This window comes from Enterobacter sp. MGH85 (assembly GCF_001037655.1).
Taxonomy (GTDB): Bacteria; Pseudomonadota; Gammaproteobacteria; order Enterobacterales; family Enterobacteriaceae; genus Enterobacter; species Enterobacter intestinihominis.
In genome coordinates this window covers 3,624,849-3,639,236 of sequence record NZ_KQ089925.1, presented here as the reverse complement: position 1 = coordinate 3,639,236, position 14,388 = coordinate 3,624,849, and the positions used below count along the sequence as shown (strand labels likewise).

The 14,388-nt window shown below is 55.3% G+C and carries 17 protein-coding genes; 11 read left to right on the top strand and 6 right to left on the bottom strand.

From position 1 onward, the window contains the following. Positions 1 to 44: 44 nt before the first annotated feature. The 5 genes from lpp to SK51_RS17165 all read right to left on the bottom strand — a co-directional run bounded on the left by lpp (position 45) and on the right by SK51_RS17165 (position 4,921). On the bottom strand, positions 45 to 281 hold the full coding sequence (lpp, locus tag SK51_RS17180) for a murein lipoprotein Lpp (RefSeq protein ID WP_001082307.1): 237 nt from the start codon (positions 279 to 281) through the stop codon (positions 45 to 47). 312 nt (positions 282 to 593) lie between these two features. Further along, positions 594 to 2,015, bottom strand: a complete 1,422-nt coding sequence (gene pykF / locus SK51_RS17175; protein ID WP_015570703.1) for a pyruvate kinase PykF — start codon at positions 2,013 to 2,015, stop codon at positions 594 to 596. 7 nt (positions 2,016 to 2,022) lie between these two features. Further along, positions 2,023 to 2,304, bottom strand: a complete 282-nt coding sequence (gene ynhH, locus SK51_RS25905; protein ID WP_419879693.1) for a protein YnhH — start codon at positions 2,302 to 2,304, stop codon at positions 2,023 to 2,025. A gap of 88 nt (positions 2,305 to 2,392) precedes the next feature. Continuing rightward, positions 2,393 to 3,538 carry a trans-sulfuration enzyme family protein gene (locus tag SK51_RS17170; protein WP_023305992.1) on the bottom strand — a complete coding sequence of 382 codons (1,146 nt, stop codon included), beginning with the start codon at positions 3,536 to 3,538 and terminating at the stop codon, positions 2,393 to 2,395. 12 nt (positions 3,539 to 3,550) lie between these two features. Beyond that, entirely contained in the window at positions 3,551 to 4,921 is a 1,371-nt protein-coding gene (locus tag SK51_RS17165) for a pyridoxal-phosphate dependent enzyme (protein WP_023305993.1), read from the bottom strand. A 399-nt stretch (positions 4,922 to 5,320) separates the two neighbouring features. Between SK51_RS17165 and SK51_RS17160 the strand changes: the two genes are divergently transcribed. The 9 genes from SK51_RS17160 (at position 5,321) to SK51_RS17120 (ending at position 12,570) form a co-directional block, all read left to right on the top strand. After that, positions 5,321 to 6,343: a methionine ABC transporter ATP-binding protein gene (locus SK51_RS17160; RefSeq protein WP_023299939.1), complete on the top strand. Its 1,023-nt coding sequence runs from the start codon at positions 5,321 to 5,323 to the stop codon at positions 6,341 to 6,343. Continuing rightward, positions 6,336 to 7,004, top strand: coding sequence for a methionine ABC transporter permease (locus SK51_RS17155; RefSeq protein ID WP_017384621.1), 669 nt, complete (start codon positions 6,336 to 6,338; stop codon positions 7,002 to 7,004). Before SK51_RS17160 ends, SK51_RS17155 begins: the two co-directional genes overlap by 8 nt. 23 nt (positions 7,005 to 7,027) lie before the next feature. Beyond that, positions 7,028 to 7,840, top strand: coding sequence for a MetQ/NlpA family ABC transporter substrate-binding protein (locus SK51_RS17150; protein ID WP_023305994.1), 813 nt, complete (start codon positions 7,028 to 7,030; stop codon positions 7,838 to 7,840). A gap of 108 nt (positions 7,841 to 7,948) precedes the next feature. Next, positions 7,949 to 8,158 (top strand): fumarate hydratase FumD, encoded by a 210-nt coding sequence (gene fumD, locus SK51_RS17145; protein ID WP_003857676.1) that lies wholly within the window; start codon positions 7,949 to 7,951, stop codon positions 8,156 to 8,158. Positions 8,159 to 8,275: 117 nt separating this feature from the next. Then, positions 8,276 to 8,443, top strand: a complete 168-nt coding sequence (locus SK51_RS25460) for a hypothetical protein (protein WP_022647883.1) — start codon at positions 8,276 to 8,278, stop codon at positions 8,441 to 8,443. Positions 8,444 to 8,587: 144 nt separating this feature from the next. Continuing rightward, positions 8,588 to 9,994: a DUF1996 domain-containing protein gene (locus SK51_RS17135; protein ID WP_032676311.1), complete on the top strand. Its 1,407-nt coding sequence runs from the start codon at positions 8,588 to 8,590 to the stop codon at positions 9,992 to 9,994. Positions 9,995 to 10,086: 92 nt separating this feature from the next. After that, entirely contained in the window at positions 10,087 to 11,397 is a 1,311-nt protein-coding gene (locus SK51_RS17130) for a sensor histidine kinase (RefSeq protein WP_226876767.1), read from the top strand. Continuing rightward, a complete protein-coding gene (locus SK51_RS17125; RefSeq protein ID WP_022647886.1) occupies positions 11,390 to 12,001 on the top strand; it encodes a response regulator transcription factor in 612 nt (203 codons plus the stop codon). Before SK51_RS17130 ends, SK51_RS17125 begins: the two co-directional genes overlap by 8 nt. Before the next feature lie 89 nt (positions 12,002 to 12,090). Then, the gene (locus SK51_RS17120) at positions 12,091 to 12,570 is read left to right on the top strand and encodes a GlcG/HbpS family heme-binding protein (protein ID WP_022647887.1); all 480 of its coding nucleotides are present in this window, start codon (positions 12,091 to 12,093) and stop codon (positions 12,568 to 12,570) included. 38 nt (positions 12,571 to 12,608) lie between these two features. On the opposite strand, the gene SK51_RS25340 is transcribed toward SK51_RS17120, so the two are convergent. Continuing rightward, a complete protein-coding gene (locus SK51_RS25340; RefSeq protein WP_003857665.1) occupies positions 12,609 to 12,749 on the bottom strand; it encodes a hypothetical protein in 141 nt (46 codons plus the stop codon). 125 nt (positions 12,750 to 12,874) lie between these two features. Here SK51_RS25340 and SK51_RS17110 point away from each other — a divergent pair, with 125 nt between their 5' ends. Both SK51_RS17110 and SK51_RS17105 read left to right on the top strand, forming a co-directional pair. After that, on the top strand, positions 12,875 to 13,657 hold the full coding sequence (locus SK51_RS17110; protein ID WP_023305998.1) for an MBL fold metallo-hydrolase: 783 nt from the start codon (positions 12,875 to 12,877) through the stop codon (positions 13,655 to 13,657). Positions 13,658 to 13,729: 72 nt separating this feature from the next. Then, positions 13,730 to 14,365, top strand: a complete 636-nt coding sequence (locus tag SK51_RS17105; protein WP_022647889.1) for a carbonic anhydrase — start codon at positions 13,730 to 13,732, stop codon at positions 14,363 to 14,365. The last annotated feature ends 23 nt before the right edge of the window (positions 14,366 to 14,388 follow it).

Genomic DNA, 14,388 nt, shown 5'->3' with positions numbered 1-14,388 from the left:
AAAAAAATGGCGCACAATGTGCGCCATTTTATTAACAGGTACTATTACTTACGGTATTTAGTAGCCTGGTTGTCCAGACGCTGGTTAGCGCGAGCTGCGTCGTCTTTAGCAGCCTGAACGTCGGAACGCATTGCGTTCACGTCGTTGCTCAGCTGGTCAACTTTAGCGTTCAGAGTCTGAACGTCAGAAGACAGCTGATCGATTTTAGCGTTGCTGGAGCAACCTGCCAGCAGAGTAGAACCCAGGATTACCGCGCCCAGTACCAGTTTAGTACGATTCATTATTAATACCCTCTAGATTGAGTTAATCTCCATGTAGCGTTACAAGTATTACACAAACTTTTTTGGGTTGAGAATATTTTTTTGATGGGATTACGCCTATTTTTGATCGTTCGCTCAAAGAAGCAACGAAATCGGCAATTTTGACGAAAAAGCTATGTTAAAAAAGGCATTTTTCATCGGATTCATCTTAGATAAATCGCGATTAAATAGAAAAACCCGATTTGCTTTTTGAATAGTTCTGGTTAATGGCGGGAATAAAAAAAGCGCCCCGAAGGACGCTTTTTAACAAAACAATAATTTGTTCGTGAAATATTACAGTACGTGGACAGATGCAGTGTTGGTTGTACCGCTTGGTACCAGTGCACCAGAAACCATAACCACCACGTCGCCTTTCTGAGCCAGGCCACAATCAACCAGTTCCAGAGCCACTTCTTTACCCAGACGATAGAAATCATCGGTAGAGGCAATCTCTTTCACCAGGTGTGGGATCACGCCTTTGCTCAGCACCAGCTGACGCGCAGTGGTTTCGTTGGTGGTCAGCGCCAGAATGGTCGCATCCGGGAAGTATTTACGCACGGCACGCGCAGATTTACCGCCCTGGGTCGCCACGACAATCAGTGGGGCTTCCAGTTTCTCGGCGGTTTCTACCGCACCACGGCACACGGCTTCGGTGATGCGCAGTTTACGGCTGTCGTTGTTGTAATCCAGACGGCTTTTCATCACGCGGTCGGTACGCTCACAGATGGTCGCCATGATGCCGACCGCTTCCAGAGGGTATTTCCCTTTTGCAGATTCGCCAGACAGCATAACGGCATCGGTACCGTCGAGGATGGCGTTCGCCACGTCGCCGGCTTCAGCGCGGGTAGGGCGTGGGTTTTTGATCATGGAGTCCAGCATCTGCGTTGCGGTGATAACCACTTTACGCGCGCGAACGCATTTCTCGATCATCATCTTCTGCGCGAAGATCACTTCTTCAACCGGGATTTCTACGCCCAGGTCGCCACGCGCTACCATGATACCGTCAGACGCTTCAAGGATTTCGTCGAAGTTGTTCAGGCCTTCCTGGTTTTCGATCTTGGAGATGATCTGAATGTTCTCACCGCCGTGCGCTTTCAGGTGCTCACGGATCTCAACCACGTCAGAACGTTTACGGATGAAGGACGCCGCAACGAAGTCCACACCTTGTTCGCAGCCGAAGATCAGGTCTTGTTTGTCTTTTTCAGCCAGCGCTGGCAGAGCAATGGACACACCCGGCAGGTTAACGCCTTTGTTTTCGCCCAGATCGCCGTTGTTCAGCACTTTACAGATAACCTTGTTACCTTCAATCGCGGTCACTTCCATGCCGATCAGGCCGTCATCTACCAGCACGGTGTTGCCAACGGACAGATCGCTGGTGAAGCCTTCGTAGGTCACGGCAACGATTTCGTTATTACCTACAACGGATTTGTCGGTGGTGAAGGTGAAGGTCTGGCCCGCTTTCAGGGAAACGTCGTTACCGCCTTCCAGTTTGATGGTGCGGATTTCAGGACCTTTGGTGTCGAGCAGGATTGCCGCTTTTTTCCCGGTCTTGCTCATCACGTTGCGCAAGTTCTGAATACGCTGACCGTGTTCAGCATAGTCGCCGTGGGAGAAGTTCAGACGCATCACGTTCATGCCGGCATCCAGCATTTTGCTCAGCATCTCTTCGGATTCGGTTTTCGGGCCGATAGTACAAACAATTTTCGTCTTTTTCATGACAGTCTTAGTCTTTAAGTTGGGAAGGATATGGAAATCTCGCTCCGGGGGCGCACCGCCGCGGAGTCAAACCTGTGTTGCGAAAGAGTATATGACACGCACTAAGAATAGGTGACATCAAATGAGCGTGCAGAAGAAAGTGTGCCTGAGTGCCAGCCCAACGAATGAGAGGAGAAGTTGTACGTTGTTTTTTGTATTCCAAGCGCTGAAACCATTCACCAGGGATTTGGCGCGCATTATACGCTGATTCACAGTAAAAAGGAAAATGGAAACAGTGTTTCAAAAACATTCTGTGCAGATTCACATAAGTTTGTTATCAAGGCGTTAAGGCCTAATGTCATCTTATGACGGCAGGCGCAACGCCCGCCGTTTTTTGCTCACTTTTCCAGCGCATGTTGAAGGTCGGCGATCAGATCCTTCGCATCCTCAATCCCCACCGACAGGCGTATCAGCTGCGGCACAATGCCGTTTGCAAGACGCTGCGCCAGTGGAATGGAGGCGTGGGTCATGCTGTAGGGCTGGCTCACCAGACTCTCCACCCCGCCCAGGCTTTCCGCCAGGGTAAAGAGCGTAAGATGACGAATCACCTCTGTCGCGCGTTGCGCATCGCCTTTAATCACAACGGAGATCATGCCGCCCGGCAGCGCCATTTGTCTGCGGGCAAGCGCATACTGGGGGTGTGACTCCAGCCCGGGATAGAGCACGCTCTCTATCTGCGGATGCTGCTCCAGCCATTGCGCAATCGCCAGCGCGTTGGCACTGTGCTTCTCAACGCGCAGGGAGAGGGTGCGAATCCCCCGTAGCGTCAGGAAGCTGCTGAACGGATCCAGAACGCCGCCAACCGCGTTTTGCAGATAGCCCAGACGCTCCGCGAGATCCTTATTTGCCCCGACAACAGCCAGCCCGGCAACCACGTCTGAATGACCGTTGAGATATTTGGTGGCGGAGTGAACCACAATGTCGAACCCCGCCTCCAGCGGCCGGTGAATGACCGGGGAGGCGAAGGTATTATCCGCCACGCTGATCGCATTATGGCGCCGGGCAATGTCTGCGATGGCCTCCAGGTCGGCCAGTTTCAGCAGCGGGTTCGTCGGCGTTTCCACCCAGATCATGCGGGTGTCCGGGCGAATGGCGGCCTCAAGTCCGGCTACATCGTCCGGCTTAACCCAGCTCACCTGTAACCCGGTGCTGCGCTTGCGCACGTTTTCGATCAGGCGATACGTACCGCCATACACGTCGTCAATGGCAACGATATGGCTGTCTTTATCCAGCAGTTCGAGCACGGTGGAAATGGCCGCCAGCCCTGACGCGAAGGCGTACCCGCGCGTGCCGCCTTCCAGTTCGGCGATGGCGGTCTCCAGCGCATGGCGGGTTGGGTTGCCGCTCCGGGAGTATTCGTAGCCGGTATGTTCACCCGGTGCCGGTTGCGCAAACGTCGACGTGGCGTAAATTGGCGGCATCACGGCGCCGTGCGTGTCGTGATACTCACCGCTGTGAACGCTGAGGGTGGCCAGGTTTTTCATCTTTTGCTCCTTTTATTTCGTCAGGCGGTTACGCCAGGTGGTGAGTACGTCACTGCGTGTGATCAGACCCAGAAAGCGGTCTTCGTCATAAATAATCGCCACCAGGCCACGGTCAAAGATGGTGTACAGGGCGCTCTCCGGGGCCTGCTTATCCAGATATTCGACCTGACGCGTCATGGCCGCCGTCACGGGGAGAGAGAAGCGATCGGCATCTCCCTCAATGTGTCGCAGCAGGTCCCACTCGTCGATGATGCCGACGACCTTGTTGTTATCGAGCACCGGCAGCTGGGAGATGTCGTACAGGCGCATGCGGGCCAGCACGGTGGAAAGCGTGTCGTCCGGGGCGGCAGTCACCGTCGCGCCTTCATCGTGGCGCAGGGCAATATAGTCCGAGAGATCGCCTGCCTGCGGACGCGAAATCAACCCCTGCTGGCGCATCCAGTCGTCGTTGAACATCTTCGAGAGGTATTTATTGCCGCTGTCGCAGGCGAAGGTGACCACACGTTTTGGCGTAGTCTGCGCCTGGCAATATTTCAGCGCCGCCGCCAGCAGCGTGCCGGTGGAGGAGCCTGCCAGGATCCCTTCCGTTTTTAGCAGATCGCGGGCGGTGGTGAACGCCTCGCGATCGGTAATGCGCCAGGCGCGTTTAACCCCTTCGATGTGCGCCAGCGGAGGAATAAAGTCTTCGCCAATCCCCTCAACCAGCCACGATCCGGCATCGTGATAGCGTCCGGTCTCAACCTGGTCCGCCAGTACCGACCCGGCCGGATCGGCAAGCACAAATTTCGTCTGCGGCGAATGTTCTGCAAACCACGCCTGTAAGCCACCCAGCGTACCGCCGGACCCCACGCCGACGACGATGGTATCGATATGGCCGTCAAGCTGTTCAAACAGTTCCGGTGCGGTAGTGGTCCGGTGCGCCAGCGGATTGGCCGCGTTATTGAACTGATCGATATAAAACGCGCCTGGCAGTTCGTTCGCCAACCGCCGGGCATAATCCTGGTAGTAGGCCGGATGCCCTTTATTCACATCTGAACGGGTCAGCACGACCTGCGCCCCTAACGCGCGCAGGTGGAAAATCTTCTCGCGGCTCATTTTGTCCGGCACCACCAGGATCAGCGAGTATCCCTTTTGCGCCGCAATCAACGCCAGCCCCAGGCCGGTGTTCCCCGCCGTGGCTTCAATAATGGTGCCGCCGGGCCGTAGCTGCCCCATACGCTCGGCCTCGTTAATCATCGACAGCGCGACGCGGTCTTTAATCGAGCCGCCTGGATTCTGATTTTCCAGCTTCAGAAACAGCGAGCAGGGGCCGGTATCCAGCTTGTGCAGCTGGATGAGTGGCGTATGGCCAATTAGTTCGGTGACGGAGTGGTAAAGCGTCATGGTCATGTCCTGTGAAGAGGTGATGACCAGATAATAGGACCATGAAATTTTCTCAATAAAGAACGTTTCACTGTGTTTTAGAACATAAAGGAATAATCCTTATGTTTTTGGGTGGAAAGACAGCAAGACGTAAAGTTGTCCGGATGTGAGGATGGCTATATCAGTACATAGTGCTGCAAAATTAACCAATTTCGTCGGATGAATGAGACCTGATATGCAAAGGGCAGATAATTATTGCAGATATTCATCTAAATGCTTTTCACCCGCCAGTTCGCTGCTTATTCCGCCGCGTTATAAGAAATTCTTTTTTGGTCATTTAAAAGCTGATAACGGCTGTTTACTATCTTTTGGACATCCATACTGCTAAACCGCTATATGCGTAACGGATAACGAATAAGAATGATCGTACTCAGTAATATTTCGAAGGTTTTTGACAACGGGAAGCTGGCGCTGACAGCCGTTGATAACGTCAATTTGACGATAGAGCAGGGACAGATTTACGGGATCATTGGTTACAGCGGGGCCGGGAAAAGTACGCTTATCCGTCTGCTGAACGGTCTGGAAAAGCCCAGCGCCGGCAGCGTCACTATTAACGGTCAGGATATCTCCGCCGCGAAGGGAGAAGCGCTGCGTCAGGCACGCCTGAAAATCAGCATGGTGTTCCAGCACTTTAATCTGCTCTGGTCGCGCACGGTGAAGGAAAACATCGCCTTTTCAATGCAAATTGCCGGTGTGCCAAAAGCGCAAATTCAGGCTCGCGTTGCCGAGCTGGTGGAGCTGGTCGGCCTGAAGGGGCGCGAGAATGCCTACCCGTCGCAGCTGAGCGGCGGGCAAAAACAGCGTGTGGGCATTGCCCGCGCGCTGGCCAATCATCCGGACGTACTGCTGTGTGACGAAGCCACCTCGGCGCTGGATCCGCAGACCACCGATCAGATCCTCGATCTGCTCCTGGACATTAACCGTCGTTTTAACCTGACCATCGTACTCATTACGCATGAGATGCACGTGGTGCGCAAAATCTGCGACCGCGTGGCGGTAATGGAGAACGGCAAGGTGGTGGAAGAGGGGGAGGTGCTGAGCGTGTTTACGCATCCTCAGCAGCCGATCACCCGGCAGTTTGTCCGCCAGGTGAGCCAGTACGCGGAGGAAGAGACCTTCAATACCGAACTGGCAAATGAGCTGGAGGGCGCGGTCATCAAGCTCACCTTCACCGGGCACAGCACGCACAGGCCGATCGTCGGTGAACTGACCCTGCGCTACGGCCTGCCGTTTAACATCCTGCACGGCAAAATGACGCAAACCGCTCACGGTGTTTTCGGGCAGCTCTGGGTGCACGTGGTGGCATCGGATGAACAACTGAACAATATCCTCGCCGACCTGAAGCAAAGCGATATTGAAGGCGAGGTAATCAAGCATGGCTGAAGAACTCTTTCCGCACCTGAAGTGGGATCAGCTTTGGGCTGCAACCCAGGAGACGCTCTACATGACCGCGCTTTCCGGCGTGGCGACGTTTGTTCTGGGGATCGCGCTCGGTCTGGCGCTGTTTTTAACCGCCCGCGGCGGGTTATTCCACAACCGCACGGTCTACAGCGTGATGTCGATTGTGGTGAACGTGTTCCGCTCGATTCCGTTCATCATTCTCATTGTTCTGCTGATCCCGTTCACCAAGACCGTTGTGGGGACCATTCTCGGCGCTAACGCTGCGCTGCCCGCCCTGATTGTGGGCGCCGCGCCGTTCTACGCCCGTCTGGTCGAGATTGCCCTGCGGGAAGTGGATAAAGGGGTAATTGAAGCCACGCGTTCGATGGGCGCGCGGCTGAGCACGTTAGTGTTTCGGGTTTTACTGCCGGAATCTTCACCCGCACTGGTTTCAGGTATGACGGTGACGCTGATTGCGCTGGTGAGCTACAGCGCAATGGCGGGGGTGATAGGTGCCGGCGGTTTGGGAAATCTGGCTTATCTGGAAGGATTCCAGCGCAACCATGGTGACGTCACGCTGGTGGCAACGGTGACCATTCTGATCATCGTGTTCATTATCCAGTTCTGCGGCGATGCCATTACTTCACTGTTAGATAAACGCTAATAAATACACACAGGAACCACATCATGAAAAAGACACTGACACTGATCGCCGCAGCCACCCTGAGCGCCCTGAGCTTTGCCTCCTGGGCGGACACGCTCACCGTGGGGGCGTCCAACACCCCGCACGCGGAAATTCTGGAGCAGGCTAAGCCGATTCTGGCGAAGCAGGGTATTGAACTGGAGATTAAACCGTTCCAGGACTACATTCTGCCAAACACGGCGCTGGCAGGGCATGACATTGATGCCAACTATTTCCAGCACATCCCTTACCTGAACAGCGTGCTTAAAGATCATGCGGGCGATAAGGATTATGATTTTGTCAGTGCAGGCGCAATCCACATTGAGCCGATCGGTATCTATTCAAAAAAATACAAATCGCTGAAGGATCTGCCGGAAGGCGGCAAAATCATCATGCGTGATGCGGTTTCCGAGGAAGGGCGTATTCTCTCCATCTTCGAAAAAGAGGGCGTGATCAAGCTGAAGCCAGGCATCGATAAAGTGACCGCGCGCATCAGCGATATTGTGGAGAACCCGAAAAAGCTGCAATTCACCCCTAACGTCGAGGCATCTCTGCTGCCGCAGATGTACAACAACGACGAAGGTGCTGCGGTGGTGATCAACGCCAACTACGCAATTGATGCCGGTCTGGATCCGGTCCACGATCCAATTGCGGTTGAAAGCGGTGAGAATAACCCGTACGCCAACATCATTACCGTTCATCGCGGTGATGAGAAGAAGAAGGATATCGTCGCGCTGGTGAACGTGCTGCACTCCAAAGAGATTCAGGACTGGATCCGCACCAAATACAAAGGCGCGGTCATCCCGGTAAACAACTAATCGCCTGATTTTCCAGACGAAGCCCGGCGAACAACACGCCGGGCTTCTTTTTTGTATCCAGCCGACGAATGATTTAAGCTGACGGTTTAGGGCAACGGAGTGATGGCAATGGGCAATGTGACCAAAGACGAAGCGCTGTACCAGGAGATGTGTCGGGTGGTAGGCAAGGTCGTTCTGGAGATGCGTGACTTAGGGCAGGAGCCCAAGCATATCGTGATTGCCGGGGTACTGCGTACCGCGCTGGCGAACCAGCGCGTTAAGCGCAGTGAGTTGACCACCAAAGCGATGGAAACGGTGGTTAAAGCGCTGGCCGGTTAGGACGAAGCGTCTCGCGAGTTTTTCAGATCCCGCATATCAACAGTCATTATTGTTATTTCCTCTTCATGATGAAGGCGTGTTTAACTGAGTCCAGGTTAAGCGAGAAGGGTAATGACGATGAAAAAATGGATAAGCACGTTACGGCGGTTTTTTGCGCCCCGACCAGCGAATGCGGAGAACAGCGCGCAACGTGTTCTTGAGTCAATACTGCCTGTCGCCAGCCTCTATGGCGTGGACGTAGCCAACATCGACCCGGAGTGGTTCTATGTTAAAACGTCACGCTGAACTTCGCCGGACGCGCGAAATGTACTGGAATGAGCTGTGCGTGATGCGTGTAAAGTGAGAATGAAGGGAAAAATGCCCTGGCTAATCCTCGGTAAACGATAGCCGTTTTGTTACCACTATCTCCTTTCTCAGATGGAGATGATAATGAAACGGACAGTATTAACCCCCGCGCTTTCTGCCACCGTGCTATTGCTTGCCATGCAGGCGGCACACGCTGGTCCACAGGCGCATGTTGTATGCAGTTATTCCCATACCCTCGGCGATGATGCCATTATGATGTACGGCATGCCCAACGAGGCCATGCTGCACGATTTTTTTGGTAACGTGCAAACGGATGCTTACTCCAGCCGTGAATCGCTGCGTACCCAGGAAAAGACCACCTGCGATAACAAAGCAGACAGCTCGGCCTACTGGGCTCCGTCGCTAAAATTACCGGACGGAACGGTGGTCAAACCCGCCTATCAAAAAACCTATTATCAGGCATCGAACGTTGACGCCTGGCCGCTGCACCCGTTCCCGGCGGGGCTGTCGCTGCTGGCGGGCGATCATCACGGCACCGCGCCAAATCCACATATCACCTTTTTATGCGCCAACGGCAAGGGCTACACCACCAGAACGGGTGAAGTCTGCGGCTTACGCAAGGCGAAGGATGCCGTGCAGTTTAATATCGGCATTCAGTTCCCGAACTGCTGGGACGGGGTCAACCTGAAGCCCGCCCACGGCCTGGCTAACGCCACCTACGATACGAATGGACAGTGTCCGTCCGCCTTCCCGGTGAAGATCCCGACGGTGAACATGAATATTGCGTACGTGCTTCCGACAATTAGCTCTCTGGATACCAGCAAAGTCCAGCTTTCCCTCGACCCCACCATGCATGGCAGTGAACGTGAAGAGCGATGGGGGAGCCTGTATACGGCGCATGCTGACTTCATGAACGGCTGGACGGAAGATGCCGCGCGCTTTATGACCGATCTGTGCATGAACCGCGGAATGGATTGCGGCACCACCGTGCCGTATGGTTATTCAAAAGCGAAGGCCAACGTCTGGCTCAGCAGCATGGAACCCGCACTTTCACAACCCGATCCCCAGGTCTTACTGGTGCAGGATAACTGGAAGAACGGTGGACGCACGAAAAACAGCGAAACATTGTCGCTGGTGAAGTTCAACATCCCTCCGCTGCCTGCCGGACAGGATCCTGCCCAGTTTAAATACCGCGTGAGAATTTATGGCGGGAAAGTGGAAACCAACGGCGCGGATCAAATCTTCTTCTATCCGGCGAGCAACGACTGGGATCCGGCCACTGTGAGCTGGCATTCACGGCCGTCCTGCAACTATCGCTCGGATGCGGTGCTTTACCTGAACCACTCCCGCGAATACCGGATGGTGGACGTGGATAAAGCGGTGCGCAAGGCGCTGGCAGAAGGGAAAACCGAAATTTCGTGGTATATCGGCGGCGATCGTCAGGGAAACCACTATCAGTTTGAGACGGGGTCATCTCAACAAAGCCTGATCCTGATGCTGACCGGGTTTAGCAAAACGCCGGAGATCTGATAACGCCCGCGTTTTTTTGTTCTCAACAGCGTTAACTGGTAATGTCGACAGCCTGAATGACTGCGCCCGTTAACGCTATGAGCTTAAATAAGATGATAAAGCGCAGCATCGCTGCATGGGTGGCGGTCTGCCTGATAAGCGGTATGCTGCTTTATGCGGAACAGATACGTCGCCAGTACTGGGAGCGCGATCGCGAGTTTACGGCACGCTATTCGGCGATCGGCGCGGTGCTGACGCAAAACGAATCGGTGCTTCCGCTTCTGAGCGGCGATGAAGATATTACCGCGTTACGCAAAAAGTTTCCTTCTGTCCTGGCCCTGGAAAAAACCGCGGGGCGTGCGCTGGACGCCCCGCGTGTGGAGCCGTTTCGCGGGGTGCAGTACTGGTTATACAATCCCTGGCGGCAGATACGCGTGCTGGTCGACCTAAGCGCGCTGATTCCCGCGCGCCATAGCTTTGCGCAGCTGCATCTTAACGTCACGAACGGCGATGGTCCGCCATCCTCCGGCGCTTTCTGGCGCTGGCAGCGCGCTTTCCCGCAGCATACCCAGCCCTTCGTTCTTACAGCCGAGGCAGAGCCTGACTGGTTCAGCGTTTCCCTGCTGCCTTACCTGCTGCTCTTTCTGACGTGGGGGGTAGCGATTGCGGGCGTGGGAAGCGTGCTCTGGCAGCGCAAACAGCGGCAGCAGGCCGAGCAGCGCGCCCGCTATTATCAGCATGCCAGGCTTAACACGCTGGGGGAGATCACCGCGGGCATTGTCCATGAAATTAACCAGCCTCTTACCGCCGTGCAAACCTGGATCCAGGGGGCGCAGCGACAGCTCGATGCTAATCCGCAGGCCGTGCCGCAGGCGCTTGCGGCCGCGCTGCTGCAAACGCAACGCATCAGCGCCCTGCTGACGCGCTTTCGCGAGCATGTGGTACAGGAGAAGGTGACTCTGCGCGAAACCGATCTGGTGCAGTGCTGGCAGCAGGTTGAGAGCCTGCTGGAGCACGAGCGCAAATCGAACCGTATCGCGGTCATCCACGCGTTTGCAGCGGACGCCACGACCGTGCTGGCAGACAGGCTCTGGCTGGAGCAGATACTGCACAACCTGCTCAGCAATGCGATTCAGGCTCAGCAGGAGAGCACGCACGGCTGGGTGCGAATCGACAGCCAGAAAAACGAGAAGGGCAGTCTGGTCACGCTTACTGACGGCGGACCGGGATTTAGCCCGGAGGCCCTGCAAAACGCTTTTATGCCCTTCTTTAGTGGACGCCCCGGCGGAACGGGGCTGGGGATGACGTTAACCGAAACGCTAATAACCCGCATGACCGGCTCGATTGCCCTGGGCAACGCCCCGCAGGGTGGGGCGCAGATCCGGTTGCAGCTCGCAGAAGGTAAGGAGACAAAGCATGGATAAGGTGGTCTGGCTCATTGATGACGATGAGTCCATCAGGGAATCATTGACGTTTTTACTCTCCGGAATGGGCTGGCAGGTTAAGGCATTCGAGAGCGTCGATGCCTTTACGCTGGCGCACGGCGGCGAAACGGCGCTTGTCGGCTGTCTGCTTCTGGATATGCGCATGCCGGGCAAGAGCGGGCTTGCCTGGCTGGAGGAGGGTGAATGGCCCTGGCCGCTGCTGCCAGTCGTTATCATGACCGGGCACGGAACGGTCGACGCCTGCCGTCGCGCGTTTCGCAACGGCGTGTTTGAGTTCTTCACCAAACCCCTGGATGCCGACAGGCTTATCGAAACGGTTGGCATGGCTTTCGAAGAGAGCCTGCGGCGATCTGCCGCCTGGCAGGATATCTCGCGGATTAAAGCGCGATTCGAACAGCTAACCGCGCGGGAGCACGAGGTGTTGACCGTGCTGATGGAAGGATGCAGCAATAAAGAGGCGGCTGCGCGTCTTAACCTCTCCCCGAGGACCGTGGAAGCGCACCGCGCGGCGGCGTTTGCCAAGCTTGGCGTCAGCAGCCTGGTTCAGGCGAGCCGGGATTATGACAAATTGCAATCCGTATAACTACCAGGTGGAGTGCGTAATCAACCGAATTACGTGTAAACGCGCGCTTCAGTAATCTCGGGTTGTCTCCCAACACTCGAGGAAGTGCAATGAAAAAAGTATTGATGGTGGCGGCACTGGTTGCAGGTAGCGTAAGCCTGGCTGCACGGGCGGATGCGCTGAATCAGAAAAGCCTCTCTCTGGCACAGGCTAACGCGCTGGCAACGTCTGCTGTTAAGGCCTGTATGGCAAAGAACTATCAGGTTACGGTGACCGTGGTTGACCGCGCAGGGGTTGTTAAGGCGGTGCAGCGCACGGATAACGCTGGTCCACATACGGTAAAAGCCAGCGAAATGAAGGCATATACCGCGCTGAGTACGAAAAACGCGTCAGGCAAGGTAATGGAAGCTGCACAGACTAACGCGGGCGCGCAGAATATGCGTGATGTTCCCGGCTTCCTGCTGCTGGCGGGTGGTTTACCGGTAAAAGAGGGCGATGAGGTGATTGGGGCGATTGGCATCGGCGGTGCGCCGGGCGGTCATCTTGATGAAGCCTGTGCCCAGGCGGCCATTAACGGGGCCGGACAGTAATTCATAAAAAAAGCACCGGCATGGCCGGTGCTCTGTATTCAGATCTTGCAGGCATCGCCGCAGTCGTCATCGGCGACAATCGCCTGGGCTTTTTTATCCGCATCGTCGAGACGTTCCGCGTTGCGCTCTTCTGCTTCATCCAGCCCGTTAAAGACTAAGTTATCGAGATCAATTTCCATGTGCCACCTGCGTTATTCAGTTTTTGATACTGGCACAGTATAAGTCAAAAAAAGCGGGCCAGGCACCCCTCAGCACATATGGATAATCCCTGCCATACTCAGTGCTTTATTGCTGAGGAAAGCCGATGATTACACTCTGTAAAACCTGCGGTACCGCTTACGATGAACAGCCCAAAAACTGCCCGATTTGCGACGATGAGCGCCAGTATGTCCCGGTGACGGGCCAGGCATGGACGGACTTCGACAGCCTTACGACCACGCACACCAACAAATGGCAACAGCTGGAGCCGCAGCTGTTCAGCATCAAAACCGTTCCCGCTTTTGCCATCAACCAGCGGGCGCTTCTGCTGAGTACGCCGCAGGGCAATGTTCTGTGGGACTGCATCGCCAATCTTGACCTGGCGACCAGAGCGTTAGTTGACGCGCTCGGGGGCATCAGCGCGATCGCGATTTCGCACCCGCATTACTACACCACCATGCAGGAGTGGGCCGCCGCGTTTAACGCGCCGATCTATCTGCACGCCAGCGATCGGCAGTGGGTGATGCGTGACAGTCCGGCGATACGCTTCTGGGAGGAGGACGCCCTGGAGATTATGCCGTCGGTGACGCTGCTGCGTCTGGGCGGGCATTTTGCAGGCGGCACGGTGCTGCACTGGCAGTCAGGCGACGGCGTGCTGCTGGCCGGTGATATTTTGCAGGTTACGCCTGGTAAGGACGCCGTGTCGTTTATGTGGAGTTATCCGAATATGCTGCCGCTGCCTGCCCGCACAGTTGAGGCGGTGATCGGTCGACTGACCGGGAAAACGTACCAGCGACTGTACGGGGCCTTTGAAGGGCAAAACATCCCGGCGAACGCAGATGAGATTGTGCAGCGGTCGGGCCAGAAATATATTGCTTGTCTCCGCTAAGGCACGGTGGTTAAATTTTACGAGTGTGATCGCGATCATACCTAAACTAAAACAGATAAAAGAGAAATGGCTATGCAACATATCATTGAAGGTTTTCTCAGCTTTCAAAAAGAGATTTTCCCGCAACGTAAAGAGCTTTTTCGTAGTTTAGCGTCCAGTCAGAATCCCAAAGCGCTGTTTATCTCCTGCTCCGACAGCCGTCTGGTTCCGGAACTGGTCACGCAGCAGGAGCCAGGACAGCTCTTTGTCATTCGAAACGCGGGCAACATTGTGCCACCGTTCGGGCCGGAGCCTGGCGGTGTCTCTGCAACCATCGAATACGCGGTAGTGGCCCTTGGCGTGACCGATATTGTTATTTGCGGCCACTCCAACTGCGGCGCGATGAAGGCGATTGCTGACAACGCCGATCTGGAGCCGATGCCAGCCGTTTCCCACTGGCTGCGCTATTCTGATGCGGCAAAAGCGGTGGTTGAGAAGAAAACCTGGGATCAGCCAATCGATAAAGTGAATGCGATGGTGCAGGAGAACGTCTTTGCTCAGCTGAGCAACATCAAGACCCATCCGTCGGTGGCGGTAGGCCTGCGCAACAACGCCATTCGCCTGCACGGCTGGGTGTATGATATTGAAAGCGGCAAAATCCTTGCCCTGGACAAGAACACTAAATCCTTCGTGTCGTTGTCGGAAAACCCGGAAGTCTTCTTCGAGTAATCCGACACCGCAGGGCAGGGAAG

Coding starts and splice junctions, on each gene's coding strand:
- lpp (WP_001082307.1), bottom strand. CDS start 281: ATGAATCGTACTAAACTGGTACTGGGCGCGGTAATCCTGGGTTCTACT.
- pykF (WP_015570703.1), bottom strand. CDS start 2,015: ATGAAAAAGACGAAAATTGTTTGTACTATCGGCCCGAAAACCGAATCC.
- ynhH (WP_419879693.1), bottom strand. CDS start 2,304: ATGTTTTTGAAACACTGTTTCCATTTTCCTTTTTACTGTGAATCAGCG.
- SK51_RS17170 (WP_023305992.1), bottom strand. CDS start 3,538: ATGAAAAACCTGGCCACCCTCAGCGTTCACAGCGGTGAGTATCACGAC.
- SK51_RS17165 (WP_023305993.1), bottom strand. CDS start 4,921: ATGACGCTTTACCACTCCGTCACCGAACTAATTGGCCATACGCCACTC.
- SK51_RS17160 (WP_023299939.1), top strand. CDS start 5,321: ATGATCGTACTCAGTAATATTTCGAAGGTTTTTGACAACGGGAAGCTG.
- SK51_RS17155 (WP_017384621.1), top strand. CDS start 6,336: ATGGCTGAAGAACTCTTTCCGCACCTGAAGTGGGATCAGCTTTGGGCT.
- SK51_RS17150 (WP_023305994.1), top strand. CDS start 7,028: ATGAAAAAGACACTGACACTGATCGCCGCAGCCACCCTGAGCGCCCTG.
- fumD (WP_003857676.1), top strand. CDS start 7,949: ATGGGCAATGTGACCAAAGACGAAGCGCTGTACCAGGAGATGTGTCGG.
- SK51_RS25460 (WP_022647883.1), top strand. CDS start 8,276: ATGAAAAAATGGATAAGCACGTTACGGCGGTTTTTTGCGCCCCGACCA.
- SK51_RS17135 (WP_032676311.1), top strand. CDS start 8,588: ATGAAACGGACAGTATTAACCCCCGCGCTTTCTGCCACCGTGCTATTG.
- SK51_RS17130 (WP_226876767.1), top strand. CDS start 10,087: ATGATAAAGCGCAGCATCGCTGCATGGGTGGCGGTCTGCCTGATAAGC.
- SK51_RS17125 (WP_022647886.1), top strand. CDS start 11,390: ATGGATAAGGTGGTCTGGCTCATTGATGACGATGAGTCCATCAGGGAA.
- SK51_RS17120 (WP_022647887.1), top strand. CDS start 12,091: ATGAAAAAAGTATTGATGGTGGCGGCACTGGTTGCAGGTAGCGTAAGC.
- SK51_RS25340 (WP_003857665.1), bottom strand. CDS start 12,749: ATGGAAATTGATCTCGATAACTTAGTCTTTAACGGGCTGGATGAAGCA.
- SK51_RS17110 (WP_023305998.1), top strand. CDS start 12,875: ATGATTACACTCTGTAAAACCTGCGGTACCGCTTACGATGAACAGCCC.
- SK51_RS17105 (WP_022647889.1), top strand. CDS start 13,730: ATGCAACATATCATTGAAGGTTTTCTCAGCTTTCAAAAAGAGATTTTC.